The sequence below is a fragment of the Gaoshiqia sediminis genome (assembly GCF_025907915.1).
GTDB lineage: Bacteria > Bacteroidota > Bacteroidia > Bacteroidales > Prolixibacteraceae > Gaoshiqia > Gaoshiqia sediminis.
This window is the reverse complement of sequence record NZ_JAPAAF010000004.1, coordinates 96,635-116,608: the sequence shown is the minus strand read 5'-3', so window position 1 is coordinate 116,608 and position 19,974 is coordinate 96,635. Positions and strand designations below refer to the sequence as shown.

The following is a 19,974-nucleotide window of genomic DNA, read 5'->3' as shown; positions in this document are numbered from 1 at the left end:
TCATGTCTGTAAACAAAGTATTATTAATTGGCAATGTTGGCCGCGACCCGGAAGTCCGGCACCTTGACAAAGACGTAGCAGTAGCAAACTTTACGCTGGCGACCTCCGAAAGCTACACCGCCAAAAACGGCGAAAAAGTGACCACTACCGAGTGGCACAACATCGTCGTTTGGCGTGGACTGGCAAAAGTGGTTGAACAATACGTAAAAAAAGGCGACAAGCTGTATATCGAAGGACGTATCCGCACACGTGCCTGGGACGACAAAGACGGAAACAAACGTTACACAACCGAAATATATGCCGACAATATGGAAATGCTGGGTGGTCCACGAGGTGCCGATGCACCAGGCAATAACCATGCTGCACCGGCCAGTCAACCGGCAAACAACGTCGCTGAGCCCGATTTTAGCCCATCGGAAGAAGACGATTTGCCATTTTAGTAACTAAAACAACTATTAATTGGAAACCGACCCTTTACCTAAAAATTTAGCCCTCAGCTGGGATGTTGATTTTCATCCTCTCACTGCAGCTGCAATTTTCAGTCTATTCTTTATTGTGATATTGCTGATATCTTCAGCGCTCATTTCCGGCTCCGAAGTGGCCTATTTTTCCCTTAGTCCGAAAGACCGGCAACGGCTGAAAAGTAAAAAAGAAAAATATATGCACTATATACTCCAAAACCTGGAGTATCCCGAAAAGTTGTTGGCTACCATATTGGTGGCCAACAACTTTGTCAATGTAGGCATTGTAATACTCTCTGCCTACACTACCAATATGATCTTTGACTTCTCCAACGCACAAACCGTAGGTTATATCTTTCAGGTAGTTGTTATTACCTTTTTCCTGTTACTCTTCGGAGAAATTATCCCTAAGGTTTATGCCACGCGCCATTGCATGCGCGTTGCGCGCCTGATGGCCATCCCGCTATATATACTGGAACGCATATTCAGACCGTTAAACGCCATTCTCATTTATTCAACTTCGTTTGTGAACCGGAAGATGCAAAACCACACGCAAAACATTTCGGTGGACGAGCTCTCCCAAGCCTTAGAGCTCACAGCCGACCACGAACTTTCGGAGGATAAAGACATACTGGAGGGCATTGTGAAATTCGGCAATAAAAGCGCCGTAGAAATCATGCGCTCCCGCGTTGATGTAGTGGCCCTGGACATCAAAGATTCGTACCATAAAGTAATCAACCTGATCAACGAATCGGGTTATTCGCGCATCCCGGTTTATTCGGGTTCGTTCGACAACATCCGGGGCATCCTCTACATCAAAGACCTGTTGCCCCATACCCACAACCGCGAAAATTTCCGCTGGCAATCCATCATCCGTCCACCATTTTATGTGCCCGAAACCAAAAAAATAGATGATTTGCTGGAAGAATTTCAGAAAAACAAAGTTCATATGGCGATAGTTGTTGACGAGTACGGAGGCAGCTCGGGCATTGTGACACTGGAAGATATTCTGGAAGAAATCGTGGGCGACATCGCCGATGAGTTTGACGAAGATGAAACCTATTTCACAAGGATTGACGAAAACAAATACTTGTTTGATGGTAAAACCCTGCTCAATGATTTTTATAAAATTACCGGCAGCAATGAGCACATCTTTGATGAATACAAAGGAGATGCCGACACACTTGCCGGTCTTATCCTGGAGCTGAAAGGTGATATTCCGGCCATGCACGAAAAAATCACCTGCAAAAATTTTATTTTTTCTATCGATGCGGTGGACAACCGGCGCATAAAAAAAATAAAGGTGGAAATCCGTTAATGAATGAGGATTGTTGAATGATTTTGGATCAATGCATTTCACCTAAAAAAGAGAAATTCATCACTCAACATAGCTTTTAAAAAATGAAAAAGTCACCCATATACCGAAGTCTAATATTATGGATATGCCTCCTGGTTTCGGCCTGTACCAACCATGAACACACCCCAAAACCGCGCGGCTATTTCAGGATTTCGTTTCCCGAAAAATCGTACCACAAAGCGGACCTACCGCTTCCTTTCTCATTCGAAGTAGCTGATTATTCGAACGTTACTACTACCAACCAGACAACAAACGAAAGCTGGGTGAATGTCGTAACCCCGGGAAACAAGGCAGATCTGCACATAACTTACGCCCCTTTGAAAGGCGATCTGGCCAAACACATTGAGGATTCGCGAAAACTGGCCTACGACCACAGCATAAAAGCAGAAGCCATTAACGAGCAACTCTTTATCAACCCAACAGAGAGGGTGTACGGTACCATTTATTTTATTGAGGGGAACGCTGCTTCGCCCCTGCAATTTTACCTTACCGACAGTAACCGGCATTTTTTGCGCGGAGCCATGTACATTCGCGAAATCCCCAATATCGATTCAATCCGGCCAGTGATCGATTTTCTGAAACCGGACGTAATCCGCCTGATTGAAACCACCAGGTGGAAATAGACAAAACCGCCCTTGACACATTACTGCCATGCCATTATTAGAAAAAATATCTGTTTTTGATGGACTGCTGCTCATCTGGGAGCTTACGGAAACGCCGGAAGAATTGAGAATATTGATTCCGGAAGCGCTGAGCGACAAAGCATTTTCGTTGCTGACCAACCCCAAAAGGCGGAAAGAATGGCTGGCCGTCAGGTTGCTTCTTCGTGAAGTTGAATGTAGTCCTGCTCATATTTCTTATACCGAAATCGGGAGGCCACAGATCGAACACGAGCATTTTCATCAAATAAGCATCAGCCACTCCGATAAGCTTGCCGGTGTTTTTCTGCATCCCTCAAAAACCATCGGGTTGGATATTGAAAATGCAGACCGGGATTTCGTCCGGGTTGAAAAAAAGTATCTTTCGCCCAAAGAAATGGAACTGGCCCGTACCATACCGAACGGGCACGGATTGTTTTGGGGAATCAAGGAAGCTGCATACAAAGCTGCAGGAATTCCGGGTATCCATTTTGCCCGGCAAATTCAAGTCGGAATTAGTGATGAAAAACAACTCTCAGCCACATTAACGGCGGATAAAACCCAGAACTTCCGGGTGCACCAATTTCAATTCAACAGGCAACTTATTGTTTGTCTGATTGATGACAACAGGAATAATCCGCGAACGAAAAAATAGCCAAACATAACCGCGGCTTACTTGTTTATCTCAGAAAAAACTAAAAAATGAATCACACAAAACCACACATACTGGTCATCTTCGGGGCTTCCGGCGACCTGACCAAACGAAAACTGATCCCTGCCCTCTTCGATTTGTACAAACAAAAGTTGCTGCCCGCACAATTTGCCGTGTTGGGAGTAAGCCGTACCGAACTTTCGGATGAGGAATTCAGAAACAGAATGACGGAATTTCTCCCCGAAGAAGAGACGCACCAATCGGTTGTGGAAGAATTTCTCCCCAAACTTTATTACCAACCGCTGGCTACCGATGATGGCTATGAGTACCCGATTTTGAGGGATCGACTGGCTACCATCGCCAAACAAAATGTCATAGCCGAAAATTATATTTTTTACCTGTCGACGCCGCCAAAACTGTACGACGTGATACCAGCCAACCTGGCCAGCGTGGAACTGAATAAATCGGACGATGGATTTCGCCGCCTGATTGTGGAAAAACCTTTTGGCACCGACCTCGCCTCGGCCAAAAAACTAAACAAAAAGTTGCTTCATTATTTCGATGAAGACCAGATCTATCGCATCGATCACTACCTGGGCAAAGAATCAGTACAAAATATGCTGGTGACCCGCTTCGCCAACGGCATTTTCGAGCCTATCTGGAACCACAACTTCATTCAGCATGTAGAAATTACATCGGCTGAAAGCCTGGGCGTGGAGGAACGCGGCGGTTATTACGATCAATCGGGAGCCATGCGTGATATGGTGCAAAACCACCTGATGCAGCTGGTGGGCATGGTGGCCATGGAGCCGCCGGTTGTGATTGAGGCCGATGCCATCCGAAACGAAGTGTTGAAAGTTTTCCAGTCGCTTAGGCCAATTAAAGAAGATGACGTTGCCAGCCAGGTTATACGCGGACAATACACAGAATCGCACATAAAAAAAGAATTGGTAAAAGGCTACCGGCAGGAAAAAGGAGTGAACCCGGAAAGCCGCACGGAAACCTTTTTTGCCATGAAATTTTTCATTGACAACTGGCGCTGGAGCGGGGTTCCGTTTTACATTCGCACCGGGAAAAAATTACCCACCCGTGTAACCGAAGTGGTCATTCACTTCAAAAAAACGCCGCACCACCTTTTCGGCACGAGCCAAGCGAGCCAGCAAACCAGCAACCAGCTTATCATCCGGATTCAACCGGATGAAGGCATCTTGCTGAAATTTGGGATGAAAGTTCCCGGGGCTGGTTTTCGGGTGCAGACCGTCAACATGGATTTTCATTATGACGATTTGGCTGATACACACCTGCCGTCGGCTTACGAACGCTTGCTGCTTGATTGCATGCAAGGCGATGCCACCCTGTATTCGCGCGGAGATGCTGTAGAAAAAGCGTGGGCCTATGTTCAGCCTATTCTGGATGCCTGGCAAAACAATCCCGACATTCCCGTTTACGGTTACCCCGCAGGAACCTGGGGCCCCGAAGTGACCGACAAACTCATTGAAGGCGGAAGCTGGCGCTATCCCTGCAAAAACCTCTCGGACGACGGAAATTATTGCGAACTCTAGCAACCGTCCCTGTTCCATTTATATCTGAAAAGGAAAAGCAATGAACAAACCACCTAAAATAAAAGTATTCGACAATTCCGTAGCAGTGGCCAACGCTTTTGCGAAAAAATTATACCAACTGGCAAGCAGCAGCGAAAAACCGTTTCACCTGGTTTTGTCAGGCGGAAGCACCCCTGCCCTGCTCTTTGATATCCTGGCGCGACAATATGCCACTATCATGCCTTGGGACCGGATTCATTTCTGGTGGGGCGACGAACGTTGCGTACCGCCAACCGATGGTGAAAGCAACTATCGGATGACACGTGATCATTTATTCAGCAAAATTAAAGTTGACGAAACGAATATCCACCGGGTAAAAGGCGAATGGCGCCCGGAAGAGGCAGCTGCCGCCTATCAGCAGGAAATCGTCAACTTAATGCCACACACGGATGGCTGGCCGGTTTTCGACCTGATTATATTAGGTATGGGAAACGACGGGCATACCGCTTCTATTTTTCCTCACCAGATGTATTTGCTCGATTCGGAACAGGTTTGCGCTGTGGCCACTCACCCGGAAAGCGGACAAAAACGGGTGACGCTGACCGGCAAGGTGCTGAACAATGCCAAACGTGTTTTCTTTTTAGTGACGGGGAAGTCAAAGGCCGAACGGGTGAAAGAGATTATAAATAAGCTGGAAAAAGCCGAAAAATTACCGGCGACCCATATCCGGCCAACGCATGGCAAGCTGGCATTTTATTTTGACCAGGAAGCAGCGACCGGAATTGACAACTAAAAATAGTCGATACCGGATGCCAAATTCTAAAAATGAAGCTTTGCCATCTAGCAATTTACCGCAGAATCTCTTCCAGGATACGTCCTTCACAATGGCCAGGCACATCGAATCCAAGTATTTCAAAAATAGTTGGCACCATGTCAATGGCATCCACTTGATCGAGGATGCGTGTGTTCTTCACCGAACTGCCCAACCAGATTAGCGGAATGCGCGAGTTGTCGTTATAAATGGTACGATGGTACTTAAATTGAGGCTGCCAGCCATCTTCGAGCACATACAACACATCGCCCGAGCGTTTCAGGTTATACGATTTGGCAATGGCCATCAACTGGCTTTTCACATAATCGCCCCGGGTGAAATCGGAAGCCGGAAGGGCCAGTTTCACCCCTTCAAACTGATTGATAAACGAAGCGGCCTTTGCCTGCACAGTTTCGAGAGCCAAGCCCTTTTTTTCAATCAGCTGACGGTTCATGTAAATCTGCTGATCGCTTACAAATTCAATCCAATCGCCTTGCCCATAAGTAATGTTCAGGAACGATTTCAAGAGCGCAATCATACTCTCGGGAGCCACATAACCAACCGGCATGTTGAATTCTTCTTTCAGGTAAGTTACCGGGTACGATGCAGAACACGCCGATGTGAGCACCACCAGAGTATTGGTCATTCCAACCGCTTTGTCGAGATAAGTGAGTAGACTGGCAATATCCTGATCGAGCCGCAGATAAATGTCCTGCATCTCCACCGAAGAAGGGCCAAACGAACTGTTTTCATAATCCATCGACGAGAAACTGATCGTGAGCAAATCGGGCACTTCATCACGCCCCAATTGTTCTGACTCAATCAGGTTCACAGCAAAGTCCTTGATCATACGGTTTCCGAAAGGAGTAGTTTTCAGCACCTTGTAACTCCCGGCATTTGACATCAACTTTTTAAGATTATACGGGAAAGTATTCCATTTATCATAGTAGCCTTTCTCAAGGACATAATCATCATTCAAACTGGCACCGTAACTACTTATGGGCAAGAGGGTTGTCCAGTCCCGTCCAATGTACATCCCGGCCATACCCTTATTGTTAAAATCGAAAGCCCAAGCCGGGAACTGGCCTACGTAATACGAGCTGGAAATCATGTGCCCGGTCTGGTTATCGAGCCAGTAAGCGCCATCGGCAGCGTGTCCGGCCGAAAAAACAGCGCTGTAATCATTCAAGCCCACCGAAAACACCCTGGACTTTCCATTCGTGTTCAGTTTTAAAACATCTCCCAGCGTTGGGCTCAACAACAAAGCCGCCGAGCGTTGCCCCTCCGGAGAATCACTGCCCACTGTCATATAATAGCTATCGTCCAGTGCATTAATCTCCTTTTCCTTCAACCGGTCATACCAGCTTTCATTGATGATCCCATGCCGATCAGGATAAACACCGGTGAACAAGGTTGGAACGCCTGTCAGGCACTTTTTAACGTGCAGGTTCATGGAGGCATTGCTGCATACTGCTCCCTGGTTGACCAAACGAAGAAAACCATCCTGCTGAAATTTGTCAGCATACCGGCTCAGATAATCGGTGCGCATTTGCTCCACATTGATGACCACCACGAGCCGAGGCGGATTTGCGGCAGCAATTTTCGAGGATTGGGCGCTGACAAAATTACCAGCAAAAAGAATCAGGAATAACAGAAATATTGGGTTGAATCGTAACATTTTCATCTGACTTTTTAACAAAGCCCCAAATGTATAAAAAAGAAAAGACTCCCTGCCAAGAGGAGCCTTAAAAGGGACAGAACAGTTTGGTCAAAAACCGCCTACCGATCCGTATCTTTTTCTTCATCGGTTCCGCTGGCAGAAAGGTTCAATTTATCCAGATAGGCCCGCTGCTTGATAAATTCGTCAACGGTTGGAATATCGTTATAATGCCATTTATCGACAATGGTACCATTTTTCAATAACACCAGCCCCGGATTGGAACGAATAATGGTCTTCAGAGTTATTTCATCGCAATTAAAAAACTCGAATGGAAATTCATTGGCCAACACAAATTGTTCGGCCTCATCAAATGAAGTGGAACTTAACCCGATAAAATTCATACCCGTATCCAACGCATAATGGGAAAGAAATTTAATTTGTTCGGTTTTCGATTTGTCGGCCTTCGCCAAATCATATGCCACCAAAATAAACGTGTAGTTTTCGTCATACAGGAAAAAGTCCCGGATATCTTCGCCATCGGGTGTTTCAATGGTAAAATTTTGAATAGGCGGTTCGTATCCTTTTTGGATCAATTTCGAATCCATCGATACAAATTCCCAAGTCAAACTGTCCTGCCAGGGATAATTATCCTGCGTGAACCGTTCTTGCTTACCGGTCAGCTTGTTTTTGTAGTAGAAGGTATTTTCATAAACCTCCCTTGGCGCATTTTCAGGAATCAACATTCCCTGTGGAATGTTTGCCCCGATTTTGTATGGCCGAAAATCGATAATGGGCAAATGTTTGTACGAGTAGTCCACCAGATAAGCAAAAACGAGCACGGTGGCACCACTCATGATAACGGCAACCAACGACTGCCTGGCAGGCATATATGTCTTTCTGAAGAAAAACACATGTACAGCAAAGGCCAGTAAGACAATATTTTTCCAGAATGTTTGCCAGTTAGTCAGGATGAGGGCATCGCCAAAACACCCGCAGTCGGTAACCGGGTTACTTACTGCCACAACCAAGGTAATGGCTGTAAAAAAACCCATAAACAATAAGGCAACCCACGAAAAAAAAGTAACAAACACATTGGCCACCAAGGCCAAGCCGGTGATAAACTCGGTGGCCGAGAGCAAAATCCCCAGAATAAAAGCCAACGGAGTAAGGCTTTCCATCCCCCAGGCCGTAAAATAATCAGTAAACTTAAAAGCAGAACCCCAGGGATCAATACCTTTCACAAAACCGGAAAAAATAAAAACCAGGCCCAGCAACAACCGGATTGTATGCCATAATACTTTCATCGTAAAAAATTCGTTTATTCGCAAAACTCAAGTTTTATTAACGCAAAAACAGCGTAATTGATCATGTCCAGGTAATTGGCGTCAATTCCCTCCGAGATGATGGTTTTCCCGGCATTGTCCTCAATTTGTTTGGTCCGCTTTATCTTCATCAAAATTAAATCAGTGATGGAGCTGATCCGCATGCTGCGCCAAGCTTCATCGTAATCGTGGTTTTTATTCAGCATCAATTCTTTAGCCTTACTAAAATAAGCCAGGTAAAGCTGTAAGGTTTCGTCGGGGCCCAAGTCGTCCTTCTCCGAAATCCCTTTTTCCAACTGGATCAAGGCCATAATGCAATAATTAATGATACCGATGTATTCCGATCGGCTGTCCTCGTCCACCTTCATGGCACCTTTCATTTCAATGCTCCGGATCCGCTGGGCTTTAATAAAAATCTGATCGGTCAGCGAACTCGGACGTAAAATGCGCCACGCCGTTCCATAGTCCATCATTTTTTTCGTAAAAATATCCTGACAGATCCCAATTACGTGATCGTATTCCTGAATTGTTTTTTCCATGTTTTTCTACTTATTCGTTCACCTCACTGGCCATTACCAACTCCTGTGCCGTCTATGCCGGATGTTCCGGGAAACCATTTCTGAAGCACGTTTCAGTACCGAAAATGAGGCTTTTCTTTATGTTGATTTCATTATGTATTGAGCCATAAAAATAGAAATTAAATACGTATTTTGACGGCATTATTATACATTTGTAAGCAGCAATGTTTAACTTCTCAAAATCTGACTGATTTATGTTGATCACCAGTTCTGCCAGCAAATTTTTCAAACGAAAAAGTACGATTACGCTAAATGGCAAATTAATGGATTTAACCAACCCTGTGGTCATGGGGATTTTGAATGTTAGTCCCAATTCGTTTTATGATGGCGGCAAATATGCCACGGAAGAAGACATATTAAAGCGCACCGAACAAATGCTGAAGGAAGGGGCAGACATCATTGACGTGGGCGCCGTTTCCACCCGACCGGGTTCCGACAGCGTATCGACCAAGGAAGAACTGACCCGATTATTGCCAGCAGTTACAGCCATCCGCAAGCAGTTTCCCAATGTCCCGATGTCAATTGATACATTTCGTTCGTGGGTCGCTTTACGGGTAATTGATGAAATAGGCGAATGTATTGTAAACGACATTTCGGGTGGAGATTTCGACGAGCACATGTTCGATACCATAGCAAAATTGGGAGTTCCGTACATTCTGATGCACATACAAGGAAACCCGAAAACCATGCAGGAAAACCCGCATTACGACGACGTTATTAAAGATATATCGAAATATTTCTCGGAAAAGGTACGCAAACTAACCAAGGCTGGTGTGAAAGATGTTATCCTTGATCCGGGGTTCGGATTTGGCAAAAGCGTGGAAGACAATTACGATTTGCTAAACCGGCTGGACTCGTTTAAGGTATTTCAACTGCCTGTTCTGGTTGGGGTCAGCCGAAAATCGATGATCCATAAACTGCTGGAGGTTACGCCGGAGGAAAGCCTTCCGGGAACTATCACTGCAAACACGATGGCCTTGCTGGGCGGTGCCGATATTTTGAGGGTCCACGACGTAAAGGAGGCCGTTCACGCGATAACATTATTTAAGAAGTTAAAAGAGGTGGCCAAATAAATGAACCAGTTTATCGCCATACGTTTTCTCGATATCCTCGACATCCTGATGGTCGCATTCCTGCTGTACCATTTGTACATGCTCATCCGGGGCACGGTTGCCTTTAATATTTTTATCGGACTATTTGTCATTTATCTGTTTTGGCTGCTGGTTCGCGCACTCAACATGGAGCTAATCGACACGCTGATGGGGCAATTTATCGGGGTGGGCGTACTGGCGCTGATCGTGGTTTTTCAACAGGAGATACGCCGTTTTTTGCTACTGATTGGCAGCAACAACCAGGTTAACAGGCTGCTTGGCATGGATAAGCTTTTTTCATCGGACAAATACAAAACCCCGTCGAACCAGCAATTGAAGATGCTGGTGAAAGCCTGCGAGAATATGGCACGTACTTACACGGGGGCGCTAATCGTGGTAGCTCAAAAATCGGAACTGCGCGAATTTGTGCGAACCGGCGAAAAAATCAATGCCCGCATCTCGGACGCCCTGCTCGAAACTATCTTTTTTAAAAATACACCTCTGCACGATGGCGCCGTGATTATTCTCGGCAACCGAATTGTTGCAGCCCGCTGCATTATGCCCATAACCGACAAACACGACCTGGACCCAACGCTAGGACTGCGGCACCGTGCCGCACTAGGAATCTCGGAGGTGACCGACGCCATGGCCATTATTGTTTCCGAAGAGAAAGGAAAAATTTCGGTGGCACAAGCTGGCGAATTACACCTGAACATTTCACTGGCCGAGCTGTCGAAAATGCTGGAAAATGTACTTCACCCATCAGATGATTCGGATGATTGAAATGAAAAATCTGGAAATATTTCGATTAGGAGATGCCAGTTACTCGTTGTGGCAAATCATACTTTTCTTTGTGATACTTGCAGTGGCAATTATTGTCAACCAACTAAGCATTCGCCTTCTTGACCGATACAGTAAAAGAAACCAGGTACCGGAAAGGTTTTCGCATTTTTTGAGACAAGGAATCCGGGCCATTACCTGGTTTATTGCCTTGATTTTACTGCTTGAAGTACTCCGAATTAACTACCAAACCATTCTGCAGCACCCACTCTTTACCACCGAAAAATTCACGGTCAAAATAGCAAATCTGTTCATCATTTTCGTCATCATCTACTTCATCCGCATTTTCGCCTTTGTTAGCGAATACCTGATGGATCTGCGCATTGAGCGGAAAAAAATGGACCGCGGAAGAGGAAAATCGTTCATTCAAATTATTAAATATCTGATTTGGATGGTTGGGTTTACCATCATTATTAGTTCGTTGGGTTTCCGGATGACCTTGGTAATAGCCAGTGTATCGGCCTTATTGGTCGGTGTTGGTTTTGGGCTACAGCATATATTCAACGATTTCTTCTCCGGGATTATCATCTTGTTTGATGGCTCTATCGAAGTAGATGATGTGGTGGAAGTAGAAGGTGTTGTGGGCCGGGTTCTTGAAATCGGGCTGCGGGTTTCGAAAGTGCTCACCCGCGACAATGTGGTAATTATCGTGCCAAACTCACGCTTCACCGGCGAAAAAATCATCAACTGGACACACAACGATGATGCGACACGGTTTCATGTGAATGTTGGGGTTGCCTACGGCTCCGATGTCCGTTTGGTTGAACGGATTTTGCTGGCCGCGGCCGATGGGCATAAGCAGATTGCCCGTGCACCAAAACCATTTGTCCGTTTCAATGATTTTGGAGAGTCATCCCTTGATTTCCAGCTCTATTTTTGGACGGTCAATGACTTTTTGGTTGAAAACATCAAAAGCGACCTGCGTTTTGTAATCGACGACGAATTCCGCAAAAACAACGTGGAAATTCCATTCCCCCAGCGCGATCTGCACCTAAAAACGAAACACTTTGAAGGATAGGGTCGATTTCAGTCACTGCAATCCCCAAAAATCTGTCGCTTCCCTTTATTCATAAATCAATCATCTGCCCATCAGTATTTCATTTTCTGCTAACTTTGCCCATCGATTTACTTTTTCCCATCAACGATTGTCGGTTAATTCAATTTATAGAATGAAGTCACTTCGTTGGCACGGATCAATTTTCGATAAAAATTTAAAGCAACAAATTTACAATTCAAACCATAGGCTGATGAAAATGCGGTGATATGGGTTACAAAAAACAGAAAGGATGAACACAAAAAACAGAATAACAACCTTATTCAATATTAAATACCCGATTGTTCAAGGAGGTATGGTATGGTGCAGTGGATGGAAATTGGCCTCGGCCGTAAGTAATCACGGCGGACTGGGTCTGTTAGGAGCCGGATCGATGCATCCGGAAACCTTACTGGAGCACATTCAAAAAACAAAAAAGGCGACAGACAAACCTTATGGTGTGAATGTGCCCTTGTTTTACCCCGAGCTGGAAACCATTATGGAGATTATCGCGGCAGAAAAAGTACCAATCGTGTTTACGTCGGCGGGCAGCCCCAAAGCATGGACCAATTGGCTCCATCAGCGAGGTATCAAGGTGTCCCATGTAATTGCCAGCTCCTATTTTGCCCGGAAATGCGAAGAAGCCGATGTGGATGCTATCGTTGCAGAGGGTTTTGAAGCTGGCGGTCACAATGGACGCGACGAAACAACGACCTTGGCCCTCATCCCTTCAGTTCGAAAAGCAACAAGTTTACCGCTGATGGCAGCCGGTGGGATTGGCTGCGGACGATCCATGCTGGCTGCCATGGCCCTCGGAGCAGAAGGCGTACAGATCGGATCACGCTTCGCCATTTCACAGGAATCGTCGGCCCACATCGAGTTTAAGAAATTAGTGGTTGGTTTAGGTGAAGGCAGTACCAAACTGGCCCTGAAAAAACTGGCTCCAGTCCGGCTGATTAAAAATGAGTTTTTCAGACGGGTCAACGAGGCAGAACTGCGGGGCGCGCCGGAAGAAGAACTACGGCAATTATTGGGACGGGGCCGCGCAAAAAAAGGCATGTTCGAGGGCGATTTGAATGAAGGAGAACTGGAAATCGGCCAGGTTTCGGCCATACTTAACGATATTCCCAGCGTAAAAGAAATCATGCACAACCTGATTAGTGAATATGAACAGGCCCGACATGAACTTATTGACGGATCTAACTTTTCATTCTAAACAATGATTCAATTTTACCGACATAAACTGGATAACGGATTGCAGGTGATCGTGTATCCAGATTACTCCACGCCTATGGCAGCCGTGGATGTGTGTTACCACGTTGGTGCCAAACACGAAGATCCAAATCGAACCGGTTTTGCACATTTATTTGAACACCTGATGTTTGGAGGATCGAAACATATTCCCGACTACGATTTACCCCTTCAACGGGCAGGTGGCGAAAATAACGCTTACACAACGAACGATTTAACAAACTATTACCTGACAATTCCAAAAGCCAATCTGGAAACCGGTTTTTGGCTGGAATCGGACCGTATGCTGGAACTCGATTTTTCGGAAGACAGCCTGAATGTGCAACGAAACGTGGTAATCGAGGAATTTAAGCAACGAAACCTGAACCAACCTTACGGCGATGTTTGGGCATTGATCCGTGAACTGGCGTACCGGGTACATCCCTACAATTGGCCCACCATCGGAAAAGAGATCAACCACATCGCCGATGCCAGCCTGGACGATGTGAAATCGTTTTTTTACCGCTTTTATGCCCCCGACAACGCAGTGCTGGTACTGAGTGGAAATGTGGATATCGATGAAAGTTTACGGTTGGCAGAAAAATGGTTTGGCCAAATTCCCAATCGGAAGGTGCAAAAACCCGCATTGCCTGTAGAGCCCGTCCAAACCGCTTTCCGCGAGAAAACGGTGGAACGGCCGGTACCCGATACAGCCCTCTACCTGGCCTTCCACATGGATGACCGCAAAAGCCGGGAATATTACATTTGCGATATCATTTCGGATGTACTTTCAAACGGGAACTCCTCCCGCCTTTACCAAAAACTGGTGAAGGAGGAACGATTGTTTGTCGAGTTAGATGCTTACATTTCGGGCGATCATGATCCTGGCTTATTTTTGGTGTCGGGCAAACTGGCCCAGCAGGTAAGCATCGAAAAAGCACAAAAAGCCGTTTGGCAGGAACTGCATAAACTGCAAAACCAACTGGTTCCGACAGCTGAACTGGAGAAAGTAAAGAACAAGATTGAGGCCAACCACGTCTATTCGCAAATGAATTACCTGAATATGGCCCAGGAACTGGCCACATTTGAGAACATCGGGAAGGCAGAACTGATTAATGAACAGCTGGACATCTACCGGTCTGTTACTCCGGCGGATTTGATGCAAACGGCTCAAAAATTATTTCACCCCGAAAATTGTTCTCAACTAAATTACCTGGCAAAATCATGATCAACAGAGAAATAGCACCCACCATCAGGAATATTGACAAACCATTATTCATTCCACCCGAAAAAAGAACGCTAGACAATGGTGTGCCCCTGTTTTTATTGCATGCTGGCACACAGGAAGTGTGTAAAATCGATTTCATTTTCAAGGCCGGCACCTGGCAACAGGAAGTACAACTGCAGGCAGCCATGTGCAATGCCATGCTACAGGAAGGGAGCCAACAGTATTCGGCTGCGCAAACCGCAGAGATTATGGACTTTCATGGCGCATACCTGCAACTCATGGCCGATCAGCATTATGGCACCGTCAGCCTGATCAGCCTCACACGCCATTTACCGCGTTTGTTACCTGTTGTCGAAGATTTTCTGAAGAACCCACTTTTCCCGGAAAATGAATTCGAAACACTCGTACAACGCCGCAAACAACGTTTTCTGCTGGAAAATGAAAAAGTGAAAGTGCTGTGTCAGAAAAAGTTTTCGGAACTGTTGTTCGGCGACGGACATCCGTATGCCCAAACCGTTAAAAAAGAAGATTTTGATTCACTGCAACTTCAATCATTGATTGACTTTCACCGCCATTTTTACCATGCCGGCAATTGCGAGATTTTAGTTGCCGGTCGTTTTGATGAAGGGCTTACCGAATTGATCAACCGATATTTTGGCGGGTCCGACTGGAAACAAGAGCCAGCAGAGCCAGCTACATTTCAACCGTCGAACTCGCCAACCAAGTTATTGCATGTTTCAAAACCCGATGCCATTCAGTCGGCCATTAGGGTAGGCAAGATTTTGGTCGGGAAAGAACATCCCGATTATTTGCCGTTGCAAATCCTGGTGACACTCTTGGGCGGTTATTTCAGTTCAAGGCTGATGGCAAATATCCGCGAAGAAAAAGGGTACACATACGGAATCGGGGCCAGCTTTTTTAGCTTAAACGAGGCCGGCTACCTCACCATTGCCACGGAGGTGGATAAAAGTTACGAAAAAGCTACCTTGAACGAGATCTTCCATGAAATTGAATTGCTGTGTCAGCAACCGGTAAGCGATGATGAACTGGAACGAGTCCGTCAGTATCTGCTGGGGGAATTTATACGCGATCTGGATGGTCCTTTTGCGCTGGCTCAAACGTTCCGAAACGTACACGATTTTGGGCTGAATTACCGTTTTTATGATGATTACTACCAAACCTTGCTTCATGTATCGCCTTCACAACTGATGCGTTTGGCGAAAACGTATTTTACTGCTGATTCATTTTACACCGTGATTGCCGGAAAAAATTAATTTACAACCAATCCATCCCAAAAATAAAATGCCTTGGCTCGTCTGAACCAAGGCATTTTTTATACGTTTTATGGCACGATTGTGCAATCAAATAGTCAGCAATTATTTCACGACAAAACTTACTCTTCTGGCCATTTGACGGGCCTGAGCCGAACTCTTGTCAACACTTGTGTCTTCACCTTTGCCTACAGCGTTCAACCTTGACTGTTCAATGCCAGATTCAGCCAACAATTTTGCAGCTGCCTGGGCGCGTTGTTCTGAAAGCTTCTGATTGTAACCGTCACTTCCCAGTTCGTCAGCGTATCCCAATACATCAACCTGTACACCTGCATTTTTCTGCAGATAGGTCTTCAGGAAACCAACAGAAACAACTGATGATTGATTTACTTTAGCACTGTTGAAGTCGAAATAGATATTGATATAACCATCGTTCACCATCTTTTTCAAAAAGTCCTCATAAGTAGCAGGAGGTGTATCCAATTTGTCTTTCAGTGCGTCCACTTCTTTGCTTAAATCATCTACTCCGTCTTGTGTCTTTTTCAGGTCTTGTTTGCTGGCAGTGTTGTCTTCCAAATCTTTAACACGTTTGTCAAGATCAGCAATTTTCAGGTCAATTTGATTAATGGCCTCATTCTCGCGTAAGTACCAATCAGCATGTGATTTATTTTTGCCCAGAGATATCGATAAACCTACTGTCCCGTTAAAGACAATCCCTAAATTATGCTCGCTTCCAGGGCCCGTACCATCAAAAGACAAGTTTTGACGGATATTGCTCATGGCAGTACCATCAATGTTCAACGATACCCGTGGGGATAATCTCACCTGAGCAGTTGCACCGGCAAGGAGAATACCAACCTTGTCTTTCGCATTTGGGTTAAGATCGTATTCCAACTTACCAACACCTACACCACCATGGGCCAACAGGTTAAAAGTTTTTGTCCAACTTTCAAATTTCATCAACCGTCCCAGGTTAACTACTCCTTGCAGATCAACTCGATATTGATCAGAGGTAAAATCCTGGCTGTTATCAGCTTCGGAAAACTGATTGTAGCCCAACCCCAGTTTAAGTCCAAAATACTCACTAATCATATACCGAACACCCAATTCGGTAGCCAGAAAATCAGGTGTTGCAGAACGAAAACCTTGCTCGAAATTTTCAAAAGGTTTTGTTAAGCCAATACCACCTTCCAAGGACCATTTATTAAACTTAGCTTCCTGAGCATAACTCAATCCACTCAACAGGCCCAGAACAACAAAAAGTAAAATTGCTTTTTTCATAGATCTATAATTAATTATTAATTCGAATAATTAGAAAATATATTCACTTTAAAATCTCAAACGCTAAACCTATTGTATTGGTCTTAATTTTTTTCCAAATAGACAGCAAATAAAGACTCCTCTCTATCAATAATCAAGCCAAAAATAATATACATTCGAACTAACAGATTTTCAACTCCAATATATCATCTTCGCTCCCATACTCCTTGTTGTCATCCTTTTTATTAGCCAACCAGCATCTGTAACATCTAGTAGAAACAAAACAACCCCCTCTTCATTATGTCTCTCATTCACTTGGAATTTCTTCAACAATGTTCAAACATAGCCGATTGAAATAAAACAAATATGACGTTCAAAATATACTAAAATAAAAGTATTTTACAAAAGCAAAAATAAGAATTCTATATTAAAGTATATCAACAAATTAAAAATCATTTCAACAACACACGATAACACGCTTAATATCAAACTCTTTTTACTGATAAAACTTCAATAAAACAAGAAACGAATAAAATTTTCACCGGTAACTTGGAGTAGTCTGCACCTCGAAATTCAATCAAACAGCAGCCAAATCTCAAATAATTTCCAAAAATAAAATGCGGGATCTATGACTCAACGTATGGCATGTGAAAATTCAATGAGGAAAATTAAAATGAGAAGTCAACGACATTTTCCCATCTGAGAAATAAAGCAGACTAAGAAGCAATGCCAGAAATCAGAAACAAACCGCCTGTTTCTTCGCAACCGAAAGAAATAAGCGGCTTATAATAACCCAAAGTATCAAAAATTTTGAACCAGAAAGCCATTGAAACAACGAGCCAATTTATGATCACGCAGCAATCTTGCAGTATCCTGAGATAAAAGTGAGCAATAAATAATTCTGAAACCTTAATGAGACACATCATGAAACCCATCAATCATACTCCGGAAAGCAATCAACGGATTTTTTCCCATCGAAGCAATATACAAATGAATGATCAGGAAGATGAAAATAAACAGGCCAATAGCCCCATGCAGCAAAGCAGTCAGGTAAATCCCGCTAAAGGAGTAGATCCGTTCAACAATCAACTCCGGAAACAACAAGGCAATACCTGTAACAATTAGTAAGGGAACAAGCACATACATGACAGCAATGTAAACGTATTTCTGAAGCGGATTAAATTTCTGCTTAGGCGAGACCGGGAATGGAGCTGGTTCATTTGTGAAAATACCGGACAAGTAATAATTGGATTGAAGCTTTAGCTTTTCTACCAACTGGTCCAACTCAACCCGGTAGTGATATTTATTGGTTGTGACAAAATTACCGATTAAGAAAAGTACGTAGTTTACAGAAATGGAAACTCCTGCTACATTATGAAGCGTAATCGCTGTTTTAAAACTGAAACCAAACAGGTCAACATCAGCATATTGCATTCGGAGACCCGAGATGATTAAAAAAATAATCCCCAAGGCATTGACACCATGCCAAATTCGCACCCAAAGCGGATACAGATAGATTCGATTTGATGAATTCATGGTTATTTCTTTTTTAGAACTCGCAAGACCCAATGAGCGGCAATACCCAACACCGTGAAACCGATCAGTAAAAGACTAAAAAGCTTCATCAACGGATTTTGATTAGCGCCAATGATGTATGCTTCGTTTGTAAAAACCGAACCAAGTGAACCATCACTTGCCCTTGATTGAAGATTTTCATATTTGTACAACGACGCTTTCAAGAGTGAATTGGATGAATGACAGCCATTGCAATCGCGCAAAGCTTCCGATTTGTTCATAATATTATGCGAAACCATCAGCGAATCAATCACCACGGTATGACAATCGATACACCGTACACTTTTAAAATGGCGCTCCTGGCTTGGGAGCCAATCATGAACCTGTTTCAACTGAGGCCCTTGCCCGGCCGACACGGTTTGGTATTTTAAGGTATTGTCATGACACGAAAGGCACATGTCATTACTGTAGCTAACAATGGCGCCGACCGTATGGCTTGTCCGGGTAACCGGAGTATAATAATGCTGATTGTGACACTTGGAACACGAAAAGGCCTCACCGGCCATTTCGTAATGCACACTTTTTTGAAACTCTTCTTCTATGCGTTCAAACTGAAAATCCGCATACGTGTCATCACCTCCGTGACAATCGATACAGGTGCTCAGTGGCTCCAGCTTTAGTTCGGCCTCATGCGGATAGGTTTCATAATCTGACGAATGGCAGTCGAAACACTTAAATCCACCATGAACACCTGAAATAAACAGGGTGGTGTCAATGATATAAAACGGATTCATCATCCTCTTCTGCTCGGCTTCAATCCAATCGTTGTAGTACGAATATGTTTGATTGGCATGACATTTCAGACACTGTCTGCTCTCTTCCGGCAAAGTTGATCCTATTGCTTCCTCCCCGGAAAACAAAACAATAAATGAAAAGATCAGCAAAAGTTTGAAGTATCGCATACCAAAAAAATTAAGCAATTGCCCCCGAATTGAAAACCATTCCACCCAAACCAATGACTTTCAATTCCGGGGACAATTGTAACATGTTACTATTTTAACGTTCTGAGGTAATTTACCACCGCCCAGCGATCCTCATCGTCCGGGATTTTACTTTCAAAATTTGGCATTTCGTCGCGACCGATAAACGATTGATAATAAATTACGCCATCCTTCTGAGATTGGAATTCAGCACTTTTAAACGAATTCATCTTGGTTTTCATGCTGGCGGCTTTTGGCCCGTCGCCCAATCCGTCGCCACCGTGGCACGACTTGCAATGTTTGATGTAGTGCATTTTGCCGATTTTAACCAGCCCCTCATCCCCATTATGAGCATTTTGCATGGTTTTATACTTCTCAGGAACGTTCCAGGGGCCTCCGTCCTTTTTGTCCTGTACAGTTGCGAAAGACAATAACAAACCTGTCGAAATCACAACCATTAGTAATACGAATACATTGGTGTACTTTTTCATAATCAACAATTTTAA

The 19,974-nt window shown here is 44.5% G+C and carries 19 protein-coding genes; 12 read left to right on the top strand and 7 right to left on the bottom strand.

Translation table 11 applies throughout. The annotated features are described in order from the left end of the window. The first annotated feature begins 2 nt into the window (after nucleotides 1–2). The 6 genes from N2K84_RS04575 (at nucleotide 3) to pgl (ending at nucleotide 5,442) form a co-directional block, all read left to right on the top strand. Nucleotides 3–440: a single-stranded DNA-binding protein gene (locus tag N2K84_RS04575; RefSeq protein ID WP_282590601.1), complete on the top strand. Its 438-nt coding sequence runs from the start codon at nucleotides 3–5 to the stop codon at nucleotides 438–440. 19 nt (nucleotides 441–459) lie between these two features. Next, complete coding sequence (gldE, locus tag N2K84_RS04570; protein WP_486865278.1) at nucleotides 460–1,779, top strand: gliding motility-associated protein GldE; 1,320 nt, start codon at nucleotides 460–462, stop codon at nucleotides 1,777–1,779. 83 nt (nucleotides 1,780–1,862) lie between these two features. After that, nucleotides 1,863–2,441 (top strand): gliding motility lipoprotein GldD, encoded by a 579-nt coding sequence (gldD, locus tag N2K84_RS04565; RefSeq protein WP_282590600.1) that lies wholly within the window; start codon nucleotides 1,863–1,865, stop codon nucleotides 2,439–2,441. A gap of 28 nt (nucleotides 2,442–2,469) precedes the next feature. Continuing rightward, entirely contained in the window at nucleotides 2,470–3,111 is a 642-nt protein-coding gene (locus tag N2K84_RS04560; RefSeq protein WP_282590599.1) for a 4'-phosphopantetheinyl transferase family protein, read from the top strand. Between the two features lie 47 nt (nucleotides 3,112–3,158). Continuing rightward, nucleotides 3,159–4,670 (top strand): glucose-6-phosphate dehydrogenase, encoded by a 1,512-nt coding sequence (zwf, locus tag N2K84_RS04555; protein WP_282590598.1) that lies wholly within the window; start codon nucleotides 3,159–3,161, stop codon nucleotides 4,668–4,670. Nucleotides 4,671–4,710: 40 nt separating this feature from the next. Beyond that, nucleotides 4,711–5,442, top strand: a complete 732-nt coding sequence (gene pgl, locus N2K84_RS04550; protein ID WP_282590597.1) for a 6-phosphogluconolactonase — start codon at nucleotides 4,711–4,713, stop codon at nucleotides 5,440–5,442. A 55-nt stretch (nucleotides 5,443–5,497) separates the two neighbouring features. Here the strand turns inward: pgl and N2K84_RS04545 are convergent, their stop codons facing one another. The 3 genes from N2K84_RS04545 to N2K84_RS04535 form a co-directional block, all read right to left on the bottom strand. Then, entirely contained in the window at nucleotides 5,498–7,138 is a 1,641-nt protein-coding gene (locus N2K84_RS04545) for an alkaline phosphatase family protein (RefSeq protein ID WP_282590596.1), read from the bottom strand. 101 nt (nucleotides 7,139–7,239) lie between these two features. Beyond that, complete coding sequence (locus N2K84_RS04540) at nucleotides 7,240–8,424, bottom strand: BT_3928 family protein (RefSeq protein ID WP_282590595.1); 1,185 nt, start codon at nucleotides 8,422–8,424, stop codon at nucleotides 7,240–7,242. 14 nt (nucleotides 8,425–8,438) lie between these two features. Beyond that, nucleotides 8,439–8,981, bottom strand: coding sequence for a DUF1599 domain-containing protein (locus N2K84_RS04535; protein WP_282590594.1), 543 nt, complete (start codon nucleotides 8,979–8,981; stop codon nucleotides 8,439–8,441). A gap of 302 nt (nucleotides 8,982–9,283) precedes the next feature. Here N2K84_RS04535 and folP point away from each other — a divergent pair, with 302 nt between their 5' ends. The 6 genes from folP (at nucleotide 9,284) to N2K84_RS04505 (ending at nucleotide 15,716) form a co-directional block, all read left to right on the top strand. Then, the gene (gene folP, locus N2K84_RS04530) at nucleotides 9,284–10,093 is read left to right on the top strand and encodes a dihydropteroate synthase (protein ID WP_282590593.1); all 810 of its coding nucleotides are present in this window, start codon (nucleotides 9,284–9,286) and stop codon (nucleotides 10,091–10,093) included. Next, entirely contained in the window at nucleotides 10,094–10,894 is an 801-nt protein-coding gene (cdaA, locus tag N2K84_RS04525) for a diadenylate cyclase CdaA (RefSeq protein WP_282590592.1), read from the top strand. Beyond that, nucleotides 10,860–11,969, top strand: coding sequence for a mechanosensitive ion channel family protein (locus N2K84_RS04520; protein WP_282590591.1), 1,110 nt, complete (start codon nucleotides 10,860–10,862; stop codon nucleotides 11,967–11,969). Before cdaA ends, N2K84_RS04520 begins: the two co-directional genes overlap by 35 nt. Nucleotides 11,970–12,237: 268 nt before the next feature. Next, a complete protein-coding gene (locus N2K84_RS04515; protein WP_282590590.1) occupies nucleotides 12,238–13,200 on the top strand; it encodes an NAD(P)H-dependent flavin oxidoreductase in 963 nt (320 codons plus the stop codon). A gap of 3 nt (nucleotides 13,201–13,203) precedes the next feature. Next, nucleotides 13,204–14,442 carry a M16 family metallopeptidase gene (locus tag N2K84_RS04510; RefSeq protein ID WP_282590589.1) on the top strand — a complete coding sequence of 413 codons (1,239 nt, stop codon included), beginning with the start codon at nucleotides 13,204–13,206 and terminating at the stop codon, nucleotides 14,440–14,442. Beyond that, on the top strand, nucleotides 14,439–15,716 hold the full coding sequence (locus N2K84_RS04505) for a M16 family metallopeptidase (protein WP_282590588.1): 1,278 nt from the start codon (nucleotides 14,439–14,441) through the stop codon (nucleotides 15,714–15,716). The genes N2K84_RS04510 and N2K84_RS04505 overlap by 4 nt, the downstream gene beginning before the upstream one ends. 102 nt (nucleotides 15,717–15,818) lie before the next feature. Here N2K84_RS04505 and N2K84_RS04500 read toward each other — a convergent pair whose 3' ends face one another. From N2K84_RS04500 to N2K84_RS04485, 4 genes are all read right to left on the bottom strand, one after another. Further along, nucleotides 15,819–16,994 (bottom strand): OmpA family protein, encoded by a 1,176-nt coding sequence (locus tag N2K84_RS04500; protein WP_282590587.1) that lies wholly within the window; start codon nucleotides 16,992–16,994, stop codon nucleotides 15,819–15,821. 888 nt (nucleotides 16,995–17,882) lie between these two features. Further along, nucleotides 17,883–18,509: a cytochrome b/b6 domain-containing protein gene (locus tag N2K84_RS04495; RefSeq protein ID WP_282590586.1), complete on the bottom strand. Its 627-nt coding sequence runs from the start codon at nucleotides 18,507–18,509 to the stop codon at nucleotides 17,883–17,885. Nucleotides 18,510–18,511: 2 nt separating this feature from the next. After that, nucleotides 18,512–19,450, bottom strand: coding sequence for a cytochrome c3 family protein (locus tag N2K84_RS04490; protein ID WP_282590585.1), 939 nt, complete (start codon nucleotides 19,448–19,450; stop codon nucleotides 18,512–18,514). An 89-nt stretch (nucleotides 19,451–19,539) separates the two neighbouring features. Next, on the bottom strand, nucleotides 19,540–19,959 hold the full coding sequence (locus N2K84_RS04485; RefSeq protein WP_282590584.1) for a c-type cytochrome: 420 nt from the start codon (nucleotides 19,957–19,959) through the stop codon (nucleotides 19,540–19,542). Nucleotides 19,960–19,974 lie beyond the last annotated feature (15 nt).

What these genes read in the sequence shown, in the direction of transcription:
- N2K84_RS04575 (WP_282590601.1), top strand. Translation starts at nt 3, where the DNA reads ATGTCTGTAAACAAAGTATTATTAATTGGCAATGTTGGCCGCGACCCG.
- gldD (WP_282590600.1), top strand. Translation starts at nt 1,863, where the DNA reads ATGAAAAAGTCACCCATATACCGAAGTCTAATATTATGGATATGCCTC.
- N2K84_RS04560 (WP_282590599.1), top strand. Translation starts at nt 2,470, where the DNA reads ATGCCATTATTAGAAAAAATATCTGTTTTTGATGGACTGCTGCTCATC.
- zwf (WP_282590598.1), top strand. Translation starts at nt 3,159, where the DNA reads ATGAATCACACAAAACCACACATACTGGTCATCTTCGGGGCTTCCGGC.
- pgl (WP_282590597.1), top strand. Translation starts at nt 4,711, where the DNA reads ATGAACAAACCACCTAAAATAAAAGTATTCGACAATTCCGTAGCAGTG.
- N2K84_RS04545 (WP_282590596.1), bottom strand. Translation starts at nt 7,138, where the DNA reads ATGTTACGATTCAACCCAATATTTCTGTTATTCCTGATTCTTTTTGCT.
- N2K84_RS04540 (WP_282590595.1), bottom strand. Translation starts at nt 8,424, where the DNA reads ATGAAAGTATTATGGCATACAATCCGGTTGTTGCTGGGCCTGGTTTTT.
- N2K84_RS04535 (WP_282590594.1), bottom strand. Translation starts at nt 8,981, where the DNA reads ATGGAAAAAACAATTCAGGAATACGATCACGTAATTGGGATCTGTCAG.
- folP (WP_282590593.1), top strand. Translation starts at nt 9,284, where the DNA reads ATGGATTTAACCAACCCTGTGGTCATGGGGATTTTGAATGTTAGTCCC.
- cdaA (WP_282590592.1), top strand. Translation starts at nt 10,094, where the DNA reads ATGAACCAGTTTATCGCCATACGTTTTCTCGATATCCTCGACATCCTG.
- N2K84_RS04520 (WP_282590591.1), top strand. Translation starts at nt 10,860, where the DNA reads ATGTACTTCACCCATCAGATGATTCGGATGATTGAAATGAAAAATCTG.
- N2K84_RS04515 (WP_282590590.1), top strand. Translation starts at nt 12,238, where the DNA reads ATGAACACAAAAAACAGAATAACAACCTTATTCAATATTAAATACCCG.
- N2K84_RS04510 (WP_282590589.1), top strand. Translation starts at nt 13,204, where the DNA reads ATGATTCAATTTTACCGACATAAACTGGATAACGGATTGCAGGTGATC.
- N2K84_RS04505 (WP_282590588.1), top strand. Translation starts at nt 14,439, where the DNA reads ATGATCAACAGAGAAATAGCACCCACCATCAGGAATATTGACAAACCA.
- N2K84_RS04500 (WP_282590587.1), bottom strand. Translation starts at nt 16,994, where the DNA reads ATGAAAAAAGCAATTTTACTTTTTGTTGTTCTGGGCCTGTTGAGTGGA.
- N2K84_RS04495 (WP_282590586.1), bottom strand. Translation starts at nt 18,509, where the DNA reads ATGAATTCATCAAATCGAATCTATCTGTATCCGCTTTGGGTGCGAATT.
- N2K84_RS04490 (WP_282590585.1), bottom strand. Translation starts at nt 19,450, where the DNA reads ATGCGATACTTCAAACTTTTGCTGATCTTTTCATTTATTGTTTTGTTT.
- N2K84_RS04485 (WP_282590584.1), bottom strand. Translation starts at nt 19,959, where the DNA reads ATGAAAAAGTACACCAATGTATTCGTATTACTAATGGTTGTGATTTCG.